General features: G+C 32.8%; 16 protein-coding genes. 13 read left to right on the forward strand and 3 right to left on the reverse strand.

The features are described 5' to 3' along the window. Positions 1 to 33: 33 nt before the first annotated feature. Positions 34 to 423, reverse strand: coding sequence for a tautomerase family protein (locus JNUCC83_RS01460; RefSeq protein ID WP_454460484.1), 390 nt, complete (start codon positions 421 to 423; stop codon positions 34 to 36). 253 nt (positions 424 to 676) lie between these two features. Between JNUCC83_RS01460 and JNUCC83_RS01465 the strand changes: the two genes are divergently transcribed. The 7 genes from JNUCC83_RS01465 to JNUCC83_RS01495 all read left to right on the forward strand — a co-directional run bounded on the left by JNUCC83_RS01465 (position 677) and on the right by JNUCC83_RS01495 (position 6876). Continuing rightward, the gene (locus tag JNUCC83_RS01465) at positions 677 to 1543 is read left to right on the forward strand and encodes a helix-turn-helix domain-containing protein (RefSeq protein WP_454460485.1); all 867 of its coding nucleotides are present in this window, start codon (positions 677 to 679) and stop codon (positions 1541 to 1543) included. A gap of 3 nt (positions 1544 to 1546) precedes the next feature. Further along, positions 1547 to 2476, forward strand: a complete 930-nt coding sequence (locus JNUCC83_RS01470) for an FAD:protein FMN transferase (RefSeq protein WP_454460486.1) — start codon at positions 1547 to 1549, stop codon at positions 2474 to 2476. 18 nt (positions 2477 to 2494) lie between these two features. Continuing rightward, positions 2495 to 3103: an NADPH-dependent FMN reductase gene (locus JNUCC83_RS01475; RefSeq protein ID WP_454460487.1), complete on the forward strand. Its 609-nt coding sequence runs from the start codon at positions 2495 to 2497 to the stop codon at positions 3101 to 3103. Positions 3104 to 3115: 12 nt separating this feature from the next. Next, positions 3116 to 4321 carry an NAD(P)H-dependent oxidoreductase gene (locus JNUCC83_RS01480; protein ID WP_454460488.1) on the forward strand — a complete coding sequence of 402 codons (1206 nt, stop codon included), beginning with the start codon at positions 3116 to 3118 and terminating at the stop codon, positions 4319 to 4321. A 478-nt stretch (positions 4322 to 4799) separates the two neighbouring features. Then, positions 4800 to 5150, forward strand: coding sequence for a hypothetical protein (locus JNUCC83_RS01485; RefSeq protein ID WP_454460489.1), 351 nt, complete (start codon positions 4800 to 4802; stop codon positions 5148 to 5150). Positions 5151 to 5353: 203 nt separating this feature from the next. Beyond that, the gene (locus tag JNUCC83_RS01490) at positions 5354 to 5707 is read left to right on the forward strand and encodes a PTS glucitol/sorbitol transporter subunit IIA (RefSeq protein ID WP_454460490.1); all 354 of its coding nucleotides are present in this window, start codon (positions 5354 to 5356) and stop codon (positions 5705 to 5707) included. Positions 5708 to 5715: 8 nt separating this feature from the next. Then, positions 5716 to 6876 carry an AI-2E family transporter gene (locus tag JNUCC83_RS01495; protein WP_454460491.1) on the forward strand — a complete coding sequence of 387 codons (1161 nt, stop codon included), beginning with the start codon at positions 5716 to 5718 and terminating at the stop codon, positions 6874 to 6876. A 150-nt stretch (positions 6877 to 7026) separates the two neighbouring features. Here JNUCC83_RS01495 and JNUCC83_RS01500 read toward each other — a convergent pair whose 3' ends face one another. After that, positions 7027 to 7887, reverse strand: coding sequence for a LysR family transcriptional regulator (locus JNUCC83_RS01500; protein WP_454460492.1), 861 nt, complete (start codon positions 7885 to 7887; stop codon positions 7027 to 7029). Positions 7888 to 8036: 149 nt separating this feature from the next. On the opposite strand from JNUCC83_RS01500, the gene JNUCC83_RS01505 reads away from it, so the two are divergent. After that, positions 8037 to 8327 (forward strand): hypothetical protein, encoded by a 291-nt coding sequence (locus JNUCC83_RS01505; protein ID WP_454460493.1) that lies wholly within the window; start codon positions 8037 to 8039, stop codon positions 8325 to 8327. A 64-nt stretch (positions 8328 to 8391) separates the two neighbouring features. Here the strand turns inward: JNUCC83_RS01505 and zwf are convergent, their stop codons facing one another. Further along, the gene (gene zwf, locus JNUCC83_RS01510; RefSeq protein ID WP_454460494.1) at positions 8392 to 9900 is read right to left on the reverse strand and encodes a glucose-6-phosphate dehydrogenase; all 1509 of its coding nucleotides are present in this window, start codon (positions 9898 to 9900) and stop codon (positions 8392 to 8394) included. 182 nt (positions 9901 to 10082) lie between these two features. Here zwf and JNUCC83_RS01515 point away from each other — a divergent pair, with 182 nt between their 5' ends. The 5 genes from JNUCC83_RS01515 (at position 10083) to JNUCC83_RS01535 (ending at position 14325) form a co-directional block, all read left to right on the forward strand. After that, positions 10083 to 10814: an acyl-[acyl-carrier-protein] thioesterase gene (locus tag JNUCC83_RS01515; RefSeq protein ID WP_454460495.1), complete on the forward strand. Its 732-nt coding sequence runs from the start codon at positions 10083 to 10085 to the stop codon at positions 10812 to 10814. Positions 10815 to 10902: 88 nt separating this feature from the next. After that, positions 10903 to 12066: a betaine/proline/choline family ABC transporter ATP-binding protein gene (locus JNUCC83_RS01520; RefSeq protein WP_454460496.1), complete on the forward strand. Its 1164-nt coding sequence runs from the start codon at positions 10903 to 10905 to the stop codon at positions 12064 to 12066. Continuing rightward, positions 12066 to 12701: an ABC transporter permease gene (locus JNUCC83_RS01525; protein WP_454460497.1), complete on the forward strand. Its 636-nt coding sequence runs from the start codon at positions 12066 to 12068 to the stop codon at positions 12699 to 12701. Before JNUCC83_RS01520 ends, JNUCC83_RS01525 begins: the two co-directional genes overlap by 1 nt. After that, positions 12701 to 13630, forward strand: a complete 930-nt coding sequence (locus tag JNUCC83_RS01530; protein WP_454460498.1) for an osmoprotectant ABC transporter substrate-binding protein — start codon at positions 12701 to 12703, stop codon at positions 13628 to 13630. The genes JNUCC83_RS01525 and JNUCC83_RS01530 overlap by 1 nt, the downstream gene beginning before the upstream one ends. Further along, complete coding sequence (locus JNUCC83_RS01535; protein WP_454460499.1) at positions 13630 to 14325, forward strand: ABC transporter permease; 696 nt, start codon at positions 13630 to 13632, stop codon at positions 14323 to 14325. Before JNUCC83_RS01530 ends, JNUCC83_RS01535 begins: the two co-directional genes overlap by 1 nt. Positions 14326 to 14366 lie beyond the last annotated feature (41 nt).

Raw genomic sequence — 14366 nt, forward strand, 5'->3', positions numbered from 1 at the left:
CAGTCCTTTAAATTATAGAGCCGTTGTTTTTATCTATAGGTCACCAGTTAAGAATTGAGCTTTGCCAAATGCAAAACTCCAATCTTCATCGTCGTTAACGACAAGATTAATCATAATATCTTCACGTCGAATACCAAGTTCATTATTTAAAGTTTCTACCAGATTTTTGTAAAAAAGTTTTTTTTGCTCCGTTGTTCTTGGTCGTGTGATTAAACTAAAAACAAGGACATCATTGGTTCGCTCAAACCCTAAACCAGTATCAAGAATCTGCATTTCAAATGGTTCATGTTGATTTACGATTTGATATCTATCACCTATAGGGGCATCAAAGGCGTCCAACATTACTTTGTAAGAAATATCTAGAATCGCTTGAATATCTGTTTTAGTTCTTCCTTTTATCATATCTATCTTCATTAATGGCATAAATTAAGTCCTCCTCCAATGTTATACATAAATTATCTCAAAAATAACCAATATAATCAAATTTTAAACTTAAATTAATAACAATATGCTTAAAATATGAATAATTTAACTAATATACCATTTTGAATATTTTTTATATAAAAAAATATATAATTGATTGACAATTTTGTACGTAAATAGTATGATTTTTATATAAATTGTGAATGTTTAAACATTTTCAAAGTAAAAAAATAACTGAAAGTAAGTGAGTGAGATGAATGTCGAGCGTTTTATTGAAGCGAGAAGACAGAAAGGGTTATCTCAAAATGAATTGGCATTAGGAATTTGTACGCAAGCAACATTAAGTAGATTTGAAACCCATTCTCAAGTTCCGAATTTAAAAATACTCATTAAGTTATGTGAGAAATTAGAGTTACCGTTAAGTGAACTTTTTCCAAGAGTTGGTATTCGTTATACAGATTTGATAGAAACATTGAATGATGTTGAGTTTTTATTGATAACAAGTGAATATCAAAAAGCAAAAGAACTAATTGAGACAGTTGATATTAGTAAAATTGAAGACAAAGAGATTATCTTGCGTTATCGCTATCTAACGGGTTTTTTAATGATTTTTCAAAAAGCAGAAATTACAGAAATTTTGTTTAATTTTGATCAAATTCTATTAGACAACAGTAAAGAAGATGAAGAAATTTATCACTTATTAGCCTATACAGGAATTGGAATGGTATTTTCAAGAGAAAAAGATAATGAAAAAGCAGAATTTTATTTTAATAAAGTATTAGAAAAAATATATTATTACCCAATTAAGAATGTTGAAGATACATGGCGAGTATTAAATATTTTGTATCAATGTGGTGAATTTTATGCGAGTATTCATGAGTTAGAAGCGAGCAATATCTTGTTGAAATATGCTATAGAAATATGCTCAGATAATCACGTAACATATTATCTAGCTAGGGCTGCAGCAAAATTGGCAGAAAATGCCATGGTAGAAAAGAAAGAAACGGACGAAATATTAGAATTAATTTATGATGCGAGAGCCTATGCAAAAATAAATAGAAATGATATCAAACTAAAAGAGTTACAGCAAATGGAACAAAGAGTAAAGAATGGAGTGTGATATATGATTGAACAATGCACAAAACAATTACACTTAATGGGCACAGTCATAGATGTGACAGTTACAGCAGAATTTGCTGAGCAGATAACAGATGGGACCATCTCTTTATTATATTTCTATGAAAAAATGTTTAGTGCAAATCGAGATGATTCAGAACTAATGACAGTTAATCAAGCAGCAGGTATCACTCCTGTAGTGGTATCACCAGAATTGTTTGAATTAGTCTCTATTGGAAAACATCATAGCATGGGAGCAGACAGTTTTTTAAACATAGCAATTGGTCCTTTAATTAAGGAATGGAAAATAGGCTTTGATGGAGCAAAAATTCCATCAAATCAGGAAATAAACAGGTTATTAAAATATACTGAACCTGAAAATATTGAGCTAAATCAGGAAGCAAAAAGCATCTATTTAAAAAAAAGAGGAATGGAAATTGATTTAGGTGCATTAGCAAAGGGCTATATCGCAGATAAAATTGTTAACTATTACAAAGAAAAACAAGTACATTCAGCTATTTTAAACTTAGGTGGTAATGTAGTCGTTTATGGGCAAAGTCATCATCCTGATGAAATGTTTAGAATAGGTATCCAAAATCCAAAAGAACCTAGGGCACAATGTTTAACAGGTGTGAAAGCTAAAAACCAGTCGATTGTGACATCAGGAATTTATGAACGTGTGCTAAAGGTAAATAACAAAGAATATAACCACATCATTAATCCTAAAACTGGCTATCCTGTTGAGACGGATGTTGCTAGTTTGACCATACTGTCTGATTTGTCTGTTGACGGTGAAATTTGGACAACACGTTTATTTGGAAAAAATAGTTTAGACATAATTGATAAGGTAAATGCCATACAAAATATTGAGTGTATTGTAATAGATAAAGACAATAAAATCTATGTGTCAGAAGTAATCAAATCGAAATTAATTTAAAAGAGAGGAAGAATTTTTATGGATAATTATGTAGCAATAGTGGGGGCAAATTCAGAACAATCAACCAATCGACAACTGTTATATTTTATGAAAGATTATTTTAAAAATGAGGCAACTATCGACATTATAGAAATAAAAGAGTTTCCAGTGTTTAACAAACCTGAAAATAAAAATTTACCAGAAATTGTGACACAAGTGGCTAAAAAAATAGAAGAAGCTGATGGTGTGATTATTAGTACACCAGAGTATAACCATGCTGTTCCAGCGGCTTTGATGAATGCTCTTAATTGGTTGTCCTACGAACTTTATCCGTTTGTTGATAAACCGGTGATGATTACAGGAGCATCATATGGCACACTGGGATCCTCAAGAGCTCAAGCTCATTTAAAACAAATGCTTGATTCTCCTGAATTAAAAGCTAGGACAATGCCCAGCTCAGAGTTCTTATTGAGTCATTCACTTCAAGCGTTTGATGAAGCGGGAAAACTGATTGATGAAGAACAAATTCAAAAATTACATGGATTATTCTTAGATTTTAAACACTTTGTTTTTATGACAAATCAGTTGATGAGTACCCATAAATTGAATAAAAAAGAAGCAGAAGAGTTTTCATGGGAAAATATTTAGGGAGGAATAATAATGAAATTAGTCGGAATTGTCGGATCAAATGCAGAAAAATCATATAATCGTTTATTATTACAATACATCAAGAAACAATTTTCAAATAAATTTGAATTAGAGTTAATAGAGATTAAGGATGTTCCTTTGTTTAATCAAAGTAATGACCAAACCAACTCACCTGTTATACAGGAAATTAACCGTAAAATATCTCGTGCTGACGGGGTGATTATTGCCACACCAGAGCATAATCATACGATACCAGCTAGCCTGAAAAGTGTTTTGGAGTGGCTATCATTCAAAATTCATCCATTGGAAAATAAACCTGTTATGATTATTGGGGCTTCTTATTACGATCAAGGCTCATCTCGTGCACAACTTCATTTGCGTCAAATATTGGATGCTCCTGGTGTTCATGCCCTAGTCATGCCGGGAAATGAGTTTTTACTAGGAAAAGTTAGAGAGGCATTTGATGAAAATAATCAATTGAAAGATGTGAAAACTGTTGAATTTTTAGAAAGTTTATTGGATAAGTTTTTACGTTATATTGAAGTGATTTCTGAATTAGAAGGTCCTAAAAAAGTTGAATTAGAGCCAGAAGATTTATATTGTGAGCATTCGATTGAGACGACTATTGATGGGGTTGATAAAGTCGCTGATGATTGGGTTGAACAGGCATCTCAAAAAGTAGGTGCCGTTGAAGGAGAAGCATATGTTAAGTTAAATCGTGGGGTATTAACTGTTGATCAAATTAATTATTTCTTGGCCTCTATGCCAATGGAGTTAACTTATGCTGATGATAATAATCAATTTTTATATTACAATTACACGAAAGAAGACAAGGATATGTTAGCTTCACGCCATCCTAGTCAAGTTGGAAATCCACTAGCATATTGTCATCCGGACAAAGCATTAAAAGGGGTTAATTGGGTTATTCAGCAATTAAGGTCAGGTGCACAAGACTGTGTTAGAGTACATGTTCCAACGCACGGTGCAGATAAATTTGTTGTGCATAACTATCAAGCAATTTATGATGATAAGGGAAAATATGCAGGAATTAATGAGTACATATTGGATTTCAAGCCTATAGTAGATTGGTACCTAGAACAGACTGGACAAGCATTGACAGAAGGAGTAGATACAGTAAGTGGGGCATCCGAGTCAACACATGATAGTACAGTAGAAGCTGAGCCAGACACTGTATCAAGCGCTTCTGTTAAAGATTAATATTAAAAAACGACTTGGACATTTGTCTTTGTCGTTTTTTTGTTCACAAATAGTAATGATACTAGTATAAATTGAGTAAATCTATTGAAAATGAGAAAAAAGTTTATAATAATGAGGAAAAATTAATAAAAACAAACGATATTTTAGTTATATTGTTGTTTGAAATTCATAAAAAGGGATAGGTATATGAGCCAGTCGGCTGTTAAGCGTTCAGCATTGCTTACAAGTAGCTTATTATTACTTTCAACGTCGGTACTAAACGCAACGCTGGTCATAACTCAAGAAGCTGAAAAAAAGAGAAGTCATCTAGGCAAAAGAAGAGTGATGTGAGGGCCAAAAAAATTTTACTAGATGAACAAGAATCAAGTAATAAAAAGTATGCTAAAGGTTTTTATACTAGGCATCAAAAATAACTGGCGACAATTTTCAACGTGTTCGTGTGGTGATTCAGATAGATGAGGATATCGTATTAAATTAAGTGTATTTACCAACAACTGTGAAGACAAGTGAAACAGGCACTCAAATAGATGATGACTCTTTAAGTAATGAAGAGCCAGTCGTCACACCAAAAGACCCACCCCAAGAAGAGCCTTTACCATTTGAAAATCAACAGGAAACAGATGCCAAGGAAAATAAATCAGATGGTCAAAAGAAAGAAGCTTCTCAAAAAAGTCAATCGGACGAGCCAATCGGTTTTATCGCTCAGACATCAACACACAATAAAACGAATTCATCTAATGCTAGTCAAGTATATAAAAAACCACAATCAGGTTTAGCTAAAATACTACCAAAAACAGGTGAATTAACAGAGTTATGCTTGGTATATTGATATTACCAATCGTCTCTGTTGCTTGGTTTACTAAACGCAAAAAACAAGAAAAAAATATATAGAAGTTCTGAAGAAGGAGCGAGTTTTTTATAGCTCCTTCTTTTTTAATAGTTTCTAAATAATCTAGCATAAAATGAGAGTCTTGGCTTTTATTATGGTATAGTTAAACTATAAAATATTATAAAAGTGGGGACGATGTTTGTATGATAAAATCAATTGTAAAACAAGTTGGACAGTATTCAATGGATGCTAAGGATGAAATGATTATTTTATTTGGTGAGAAAGTAACAGAAGAATTAGAGAAGTTTTCTGTTATTCAAAAAATTAACTCGAATGATGCTTTTGACTTGGAAGTTGATGGAACAATCGCTTTTGATGATCAAGAGTACCGTATTGTACAAATAGGCTCAGTTGCCAATAAGCATTTAGATTCTATGGGACATGTCACATTGATGTTTAAAAGTCCAGAGGGAATGGATGAACTATCAAATGCTATTTACCTAGAACCATATACATTTCCTAAAATTAGTGAGGGGACAGTTATTACATACCGTTAGGGGGAAGTTTGGTGAAGCTAAAAAAAGAAGGAAGCTCTCAATCAATCTTTTACCGTTTATTTTTGAACAATAAATTAGTTACAGGATTGATGGTTGTACTATTGATTTTATTGATACTCTTAGTATTTACAAAAGTATCTAATTTGTTTACACCTATCGCGCAGTTTTTAGGCATTGTGGGTGTACCAATTATTGTGTCAGGATTATTATATTATTTACTTAATCCAGTAGTTAATTTATTTGAAAAAAGAGGCGTTAAGAGAGTTTATACTATTAGTGTTTTATTTATCACAATTCTTGGATTGATGATCTGGGGGATTGTTATCTTAGTTCCAAAAATAGAATATCAAACTAGAAGTTTTATTTCTGAATGGCCACATTATTGGGAAGTGATTGAGCAAAAAACGACTGAGTTCTTATCATTGCCAATATTAAGTCAGTTTAGTGAACCATTTGAAAAGTATTTTAATGAATTAACTGCTTCTATCAGTAGTTTGGCTAAATCTTTATCTAAGACAACTTTTAATAGTTTAGGTAATATCGTAGGAGCGGTGGCAAACGTTGTTGTAACAGCTATTACAGTGCCGTTTATACTGTTCTATTTGTTAAAAGACGGTCGACAATTAGTCCCTTATATTACACCAGTAATACCTACTAAAATGAGAAAACCAACACTTAAAGTGTTAGAAGATATTAATAAACAGCTGTCTTCTTATGTAAGAGGTCAAGTAACGGTGGCTTTTGCGGTTGCTGTGATGTTTATGATAGGTTTTAGTGTTATTGGGCTAGAGTATAGTGTGACTTTAGGCATACTTGCTGGTATTTTAAATTTAATACCATATATAGGGTCAGCTTTAGCCACTATACCTGCTATTGTGTTAGCTTTAGTTAATGGACCAAAGATGTTGATAGCAGTGATTATTGTTTTTGTTATTGAGCAAACTATTGAGGGAAGAGTTATTTCGCCTTTAATTTTAGGTAGTCAGCTTGATATACATCCGATTACTATTATCTTTGTACTCTTATCTGCTGGAAAACTATTTGGTGTATTAGGTGTTATTTTAGGTATTCCAGGATATGCAGCATTAAAAGTAGTCGTGATTCATATTTTTAATTGGTATAAAGAAATCTCAGGGTTGTATGAGGAAGAAGAATCTACTTCTAGTTAAACAAAAGTCTAGGATAATTAAATTCCTAGACTTTTTTGTGTTCTAAAAATAAAGAATAATTCATATCTTATCTTAAAAAGATTCATAAAAAAATGTTTTAATAAAACTATTGTTGGATAATAAATATCATACCAAATTTCTATAAAAGTACTATGGTATAAATGATAAAAAATCTGTCAGTGTTTTTGGAAAATAGCGATTTTTTAAATAAACCCATTGGTATGAATAAGATAAATTAGGAACGGTAATTTTATGAACATAGATACTTTTAGGTAGTTCACCTAAAAGAAATTCTGGTACAAAACTAATGCATTGATTTGTTTTTATTAATTGTAATAATAAACTAACATCTGTACAGCTAGTAATTGTCTGATGACAGTTAAGCGAGCTGTTAAGCCATAATGATAATTCTTTGTATAGCTCCTCTTCTTTGTGTAGAGGTAAGATAATGTCTTTCGATTGATGAAGAATTTCGTTAATCGTCCAGTGTTCATCATAATTATCAGAGTAAACGAGATAAACAGGAACCGTTTCTTTGTTAATAGAATGAAATCCTTCTTCACTTAAAATATAGTGTGTTAAAGCAATGTCGATTTGTCTTGCTTCTAGCATCTCTTGCAAAGTGGATTGATCATTTTGAAAAATATTTAGTTTAATATTTGGAAATTGTTTTAAATAATCTTTAATGATTGAGTACAACACAGACGATAATAAAGCGTCCACTCCGATGTTTATAGAGCCCAAAGTTCCAACATGACTATCTTGAATTCGTTGTTTTGCTTGATTGATTTGTGAAATGATTGACACAGCCTCACCGTACATAATTTTACCGCTAGGTGTTAGGTGATGCTGTTTTTTATGACGTTCGACTAGTATTGTTCCTAATTCTGTTTCTAATTGTTTTAACATTTGACTTAACGCTGATTGTGCTATATTCAGTTTTTTTGCAGCATCAGAAATAGTATTGGCTTCAGCAATGGCTACAAAATAGGTAAGTTGTCGAATATCCAATTGACTACCTCCTTTCTTATTAGAAAATAATTAAAAAATTAGATAAATCTAATGATATCAAAAAAAATGATATACGTCATTAATTATTTGTATAGAAATAAAATAAGTATTAGTCAAAGTAAATAGTTTATTAAAGGGAGCGATTTTACATGAAAACAAAAGAAGAGAAAGAAATGAATATTATTGATGATATAGTCAAAACAGTAAAGAAAATGGATGAGCATTTAGAGGTTATTCAGCAAGAGGATATAACTAACCAAACTAAATTAAAAGAATGGTTTTATGAAAAAGAAATGCTACACGATATTCGTCACATATTACATGATATTGATAAATATGATGGCTATAATTTGAAAAGGGTCGATCCAATAGATGAAAACTTGAAAGAATTAGGATTGGATGCCCAGACAGCTTCATTTATGAGAGACTATTTTTGTTAAATGATATACTATAAAAAACCAATGATACGACTACTATTCTGTAGAGGTGTCATTGGTTTTTTTACTATAATAATTCTTTTTCTTTGTACCATTGATCTGGTTGCCATACCCATGAACGTCCATCTTTTTCTAAGAGTTCAGTTGCTTCTTTTGGTCCCATGGTTCTAGCAGGATAAGTAGGTATTGGTGTGTGCTTCTTATCCCATGTTTGTTTGATGACATCAACAATTTTCCATGATGCAGCAACTTCATCCCAATGAGTAAAGTTTGTGGCATCACCTTTTAAACAGTCTAAAAGAAGTTTTTCGTATGCTTCTGGGCTATTTTCAAGCGTTTCGCTAGAATGACGATAATTTAATTTAACCGGATCCATAGCAAAACCAGGACCCACTTCTTTTCCATTTAATGTTAATGAAAAACCTTCAGTTGGTTGAATATAAATGGTTAAGATATTTTCTGGCAGAGTTTCTGACTGGTCTACAGATCGAAAAATATTAATAGGTGTCGTTTTAAAAATAATATTAATTCGTGTGCCTTTTTCTGTTAATCGTTTGCCAGTACGTACATAAAAAGGAACATCTGCCCATCGGAAAGTATCTATCATAAATTTACCAGCAACAAATGTTTCTGTTGAAGAGTCAGGGGCGACATCTTTTTCTTCGTGGTATCCAACAAATTCTTTGTTTCCTAAATGCCCGCGGGAATATTGAGCACGAACAAAATTTTCTTTCACTTCTGTTTCATTATAGACACGAATTGATTCAAGAGCACTAATTTTTTCTGTTCGAATGGCGTGATCTGAAAAAATTGTTGGAGGTTCCATTGCCAGTAAAGCAACTACTTGTAGAATATGATTTTGTACCATATCTTTTAAAGCGCCACTTTTATCGTAGTAACCACCACGTTCCTCTACACCTAATGATTCAGCTAATGTAATTTGGATGTTGTCTATGTATTGATGATTCCAAAGAGACTCAAAAATATTATTACCAAAGCGGATAGCAGAGATATTTTGTACCATCTCTTTTCCTAAGTAGTGATCAATGCGGAATATTTGATCTTCTGTGAATGCTGCTGAGATTGAATCATTTAATTCTTTAGCCGTTTGATAATCTGTACCAAATGGTTTTTCTATAATTAAACGATTGAATCCTGTATCACTTAAGATATGTTCTGATTTTATATGTTGGGCAATTGTTCCAAAGAAACTTGGTGCCATTGCTAAATAAAATATACGATTACCTTCTAATTGATACTCAGTATTAAGTTGGCTTGCTAACTTTTCAAGAGTCACATATTCATGTGTATTTGTGACATTATGTGCTTGATAATAAAAATGAGAAATAAACGATGTTAGTTCTTTTGACGTAGGATTTAAATCTGAAATGCTCTCAGCAATGACCTCTCTGAAATGTTCATTAGTCCATTCTCTTCTAGCAGTTCCTATCACAGCAAAATGCTCGTTGATTGCTTTTTTTCGATATAAGCGAAATAATGAAGGATAAAGCTTTCTCTTAGCTAAATCTCCTGTTCCCCCAAAGATGATAAATAATGCTTTATGTTCTTGTGTCATCTTACTTCCTACTTTCCTTACGAATATCTGAATAATCTTAGTATTGGTCTTATTTTACTTGTAAAAGAGATACAAATCAATAAATTAGAGTTTTATGAGAATACTTTTTACCTAATCGCCATGAGAAAATAAACTTTGTTTTTATGATATAATTGATTAAAAACATATGAGAGGTTGAGAAGATGACAAATACTTATACAGAAACATACACAATTCCATATTATGATTGTGACTCTGAAGGTCTATTAAAAATTCCTATGTTGATAAAAATGATGATACGAACTTCTGGCAATCAAAGTGATTCTTTAGGTGTCGGTGTAGAGCTATTAAAAGAGTTTAATGTTAATTGGATTATCACACAACATGACTTGAAAATTAGTAAATTACCTCAAACAGGTGATGTTGTGATGGTTACAACCCAAGCAGAAAGTTATAATAAGTATTTTTGTTATCGTCGCTTTTGGTTACATGATAGTAATAAAAATGAGTTAGCTTTTATGGAATCTACGTTTGCTTTAATGGATGTTACTACACGAAAAGTTCATGCCGTACCAGACGAGGTGATTTTACCGTTTCAGTCTGAAAAAATTAAGCGTATCAAACGAGGAGAAAAGATTCCGGAAATGAATGAAACTACTATTAAACGTTCATTTGATGTGAGTTTCTGGGATATAGATGACAATCATCATGTTAATAATGCCACCTATCCTGCTTGGATGATGGATAGTTTAGGTTATGATTTTTTAATAAGTCATGTTCCAACACGGATTATTGTCAAATTTAATAAAGAAATTCGTTACGGTGAAGCAGTTGAAAGTATGGTTGAAGAGATAACTAAACAAGAGACTGTTCATCAAATTAAAACTAATGAAACGCTTTGTGCTGAAGGGTTAATACAATGGAAAAAACGTTGATTTATCTTGTAATATGAATGATAGTTGCAGGATGAATAATTGATCATGCAAACTTAAATAAACAATATAAAAAGGGAGTTGCGAAATTTTGATTGAATTTCAAAATGTGTCGAAAATATATAAAGGAAATAAGAAGGCCGTATCTGATTTAAATTTATCATTTGATGATGGTGAATTTATCTGTTTTATTGGGACAAGTGGTAGTGGTAAAACAACTGCTATGCGTATGATTAATCGTATGATTGATCCGACATCTGGGAAAATATTGATTGACGGAAAAGATATCACTAAAGAAAATCCAGTTGACTTAAGACGCAGTATTGGTTATGTGATTCAAAATATTGGGTTGCTACCTCACATGACTATTAGAGAAAATATTACTTTAGTACCAAAGTTGTTAAAGTGGCCTGAAGAAGAGCGTAATGATATTGCAGAACGTTTAATTACTTTAGTAGAATTACCTAAAGAAATGCTTGATAGATATCCTAATGAACTCTCAGGTGGACAGCAACAGCGAATTGGTGTTATTAGAGCGCTTGCTGCAGATCAAAATATTATCTTGATGGATGAGCCGTTTGGGGCGCTTGATCCAATTACTCGAGATTCTTTACAAGATTTTGTGAAAGAGTTACAGGAAAAAATGGGAAAAACCATTGTATTTGTCACTCATGATATGGATGAGGCTCTGAAACTTGCCACAAAAATAGTAGTTATGAGTCATGGAAAAGTTGTTCAATGTGACACGCCTGAAAATATTTTAAGAACCCCGGCAAATGATTTCGTTCGTGAGTTGATAGGAGAAGAGCGTTTGATGCATAGCCAACAAGATTTTATTACGGTTGGTGAAGTTATGATGAAACGAGCAATTTCAATAACACCTGAAAAATCATTGTCTCAAGCGATTCGTTTGATGCGTGAAAAACGTGTAGATACGCTACTTGTGGTTGATGGCAATAATGTATTAAAAGGATTTATTGATGTTGAATCAATAAATGATAAACGAGGTTACTCAACTAGTGTTGGCGATATCATGGCGCTTGATGTGTTCTATATTAAGCAAACTGCACTATTAAGAGATGCCATTCAACGTATTTTAAAACGTGGCTTAAAATATGTGCCAGTAGTAGATGATGATAAAAAATTAGTTGGGATTCTAACACGTTCTTCTTTAGTTGATATGGTTTATGATACGATTTGGGGAGAAGATGATTCATCCGTAGATGATGTGTCTGTAGAAGAGGAGGAAGCATAATGAACACCTTCTTATTAGAAAATGGCAATGAATTAGTTGTAAAAACTCTTGAACACATCTATATTTCTGGCATTGCTCTTTTATTAGGGGTTATTGTTGCAGTCCCTTTAGGAATTGCTCTGACACGAACTAATAAACTGGCCAACTTTATCATTGGATTAGCAAGTGTATTGCAGACAATTCCATCACTTGCATTACTGACTATGTTTATTCCTTTTTTTGGCGTAGGAAAAACCACAGCTGTTGTCGCATTATTTATCTATTCACTGCTACCTATTTTACGAAACACTTACTTAGGAATCAAGAGTGTCGATCCTAATATGGTTGATGCAGCTAAAGGTATGGGAATGACTGATTTTGAACAAATTCGTATGGTGGAAGTGCCACTGGCTTTACCAACCATTATGCGAGGTATTCGTTTGGGAACGGTTTATGTCATTGCATGGGCAACTTTAGCTTCTTATATTGGAGGTGGAGGTTTAGGTGATTTAATTTTTAGTGGATTAAATCTTTATAAACCCGAATTGATTATTGGTGGGACAATTCCTGTTGTTCTTTTAGCGTTAATCAGTGATTTTTTATTAGGTTTACTAGAAAAGAAATTGTCTCCAAAGATGAAGGAGGCAAACAGTTAATGAAATTAAAACGACGTAAAATATTTTTATCTTTAGTATTTGGTTTATTGTTATTAACAGGTTGTGAATTACCTGGATTAGGTGGAGGCACTAGTGACAATCAAACTATACGTGTGGGATCACTTGCAACCACTGAAAATCAAATTCTAGCTAATTTAGTAAAAGAGATGATTGAGCATTATACGGACGATAAAGTTGTGTTAATAAATAATTTAGGAACAAGTACTGTTGCACATAATGCAATGGTTAACGGTGACATAGATATTTCAGCTGGACGATATACAGGAACCGATTTAAGTGGAACACTTAATCTACCAGCAGAAAAAGATCCAAAAAAAGCGTTTGAAATTGTCTCAGAAGAGTTTAACAAACGATACAACCAAACGTGGCTTCCGTCATATGGGTTTGCCAATACATATGCTTTCATGGTATCCAAAGAAACAGCCGAGAAGTACAATTTAAAAAAAATCAGTGACCTAAAAAATGTTGCTGATCAATTAACAGCTGGAGTAGACACATCTTGGATGAAACGTGATGGAGATGGCTATCAAGCTTTTTCAGATACGTATGATGTAGATTTTAAAAAAGTTTATCCAATGCAAATCGGTCTCGTTTATGATGCAGTAGCAGCAGGTAAGATGGACGTGGTACTAGGGTATTCAACTGATGGACGAATCGCTAGTTATGATTTAGTCGTTTTAGAGGATGATTTGAAATTCTTTCCACCATATGATGGTAGTATTGTGATTGACAATGATGTGATGAATAATAATCCTGAACTAAAAAAAGCACTACTAAAATTATCTGGAAAGATTGACACTAAAACGATGCAACGACTTAATTATGAAGCCGATAATAATTTATTAGAACCAGAAACAGTTGCTAAAAAATTTTTACGCGAAAATAACTTTTTTGAGGAGGAAAAATAATGCAAGATATGAACTTAATTCAACAATTTTTCTACTATTTACAACAAAATAGTGGGTATGTTCTTTCTCAATTTGTCCGTCATTTTCTCATCTCAATCTATGGTGTTTTTTTCGCAGCGATTGTAGGAATTCCATTGGGGATTTTTATAGCCAAAAAACGTCGCTTAGCTGATTGGGTAATTGGTGCGGCCAATGTGATCCAGACAGTCCCTTCGCTTGCAATGGTTTCCCTATTGATGTTAGCGTTTGGTTTAGGAGTCAATACGGTGATTATTACAGTGTTTCTATATTCGCTATTACCGATTATTTCAAATACGTATACAGGAATGACTCAAGTTGATAAAGACATTTTAGATGCAGGTAAAGGTATGGGGATGACTTCTTTTCAACGTTTGTGGATGATTGAGTTGCCTTTATCTATTTCTGTCTTAATGGCCGGAATAAGAAATGCACTAGTTGTTGCTATAGGGATTACAGCTATCGGTTCATTTGTTGGAGCTGGAGGATTAGGAGATATTATTATCCGTGGGACCAACGCTACAGATGGTACGGCGATTATTTTAGTCGGGGCACTTCCCACAGCATTGATGGCTATAATAACAGATTGGGTATTAGGACTAGTTGAACGCCGTCTTGATCCAGCAGGAAAATTATTGGGTGCCTCAACGGCCGTGGAAAGTAAAAATACACCATAAAAATGCTATTTTAAAGAAAAATTAACTTGCAATCCACTGAT

This window comes from Vagococcus sp. JNUCC 83, assembly GCF_053667615.1.

Excerpts from the sequence above, each read along its gene's own strand:
- JNUCC83_RS01475 (WP_454460487.1), top strand. The coding sequence starts at position 2,495 with ATGGATAATTATGTAGCAATAGTGGGGGCAAATTCAGAACAATCAACC.
- JNUCC83_RS01530 (WP_454460498.1), top strand. The coding sequence starts at position 12,701 with ATGAAATTAAAACGACGTAAAATATTTTTATCTTTAGTATTTGGTTTA.
- JNUCC83_RS01535 (WP_454460499.1), top strand. The coding sequence starts at position 13,630 with ATGCAAGATATGAACTTAATTCAACAATTTTTCTACTATTTACAACAA.
- JNUCC83_RS01460 (WP_454460484.1), bottom strand. The coding sequence starts at position 423 with ATGCCATTAATGAAGATAGATATGATAAAAGGAAGAACTAAAACAGAT.
- JNUCC83_RS01490 (WP_454460490.1), top strand. The coding sequence starts at position 5,354 with ATGATAAAATCAATTGTAAAACAAGTTGGACAGTATTCAATGGATGCT.
- JNUCC83_RS01470 (WP_454460486.1), top strand. The coding sequence starts at position 1,547 with ATGATTGAACAATGCACAAAACAATTACACTTAATGGGCACAGTCATA.
- JNUCC83_RS01525 (WP_454460497.1), top strand. The coding sequence starts at position 12,066 with ATGAACACCTTCTTATTAGAAAATGGCAATGAATTAGTTGTAAAAACT.
- zwf (WP_454460494.1), bottom strand. The coding sequence starts at position 9,900 with ATGACACAAGAACATAAAGCATTATTTATCATCTTTGGGGGAACAGGA.
- JNUCC83_RS01515 (WP_454460495.1), top strand. The coding sequence starts at position 10,083 with ATGACAAATACTTATACAGAAACATACACAATTCCATATTATGATTGT.
- JNUCC83_RS01465 (WP_454460485.1), top strand. The coding sequence starts at position 677 with ATGAATGTCGAGCGTTTTATTGAAGCGAGAAGACAGAAAGGGTTATCT.
- JNUCC83_RS01480 (WP_454460488.1), top strand. The coding sequence starts at position 3,116 with ATGAAATTAGTCGGAATTGTCGGATCAAATGCAGAAAAATCATATAAT.
- JNUCC83_RS01505 (WP_454460493.1), top strand. The coding sequence starts at position 8,037 with ATGAAAACAAAAGAAGAGAAAGAAATGAATATTATTGATGATATAGTC.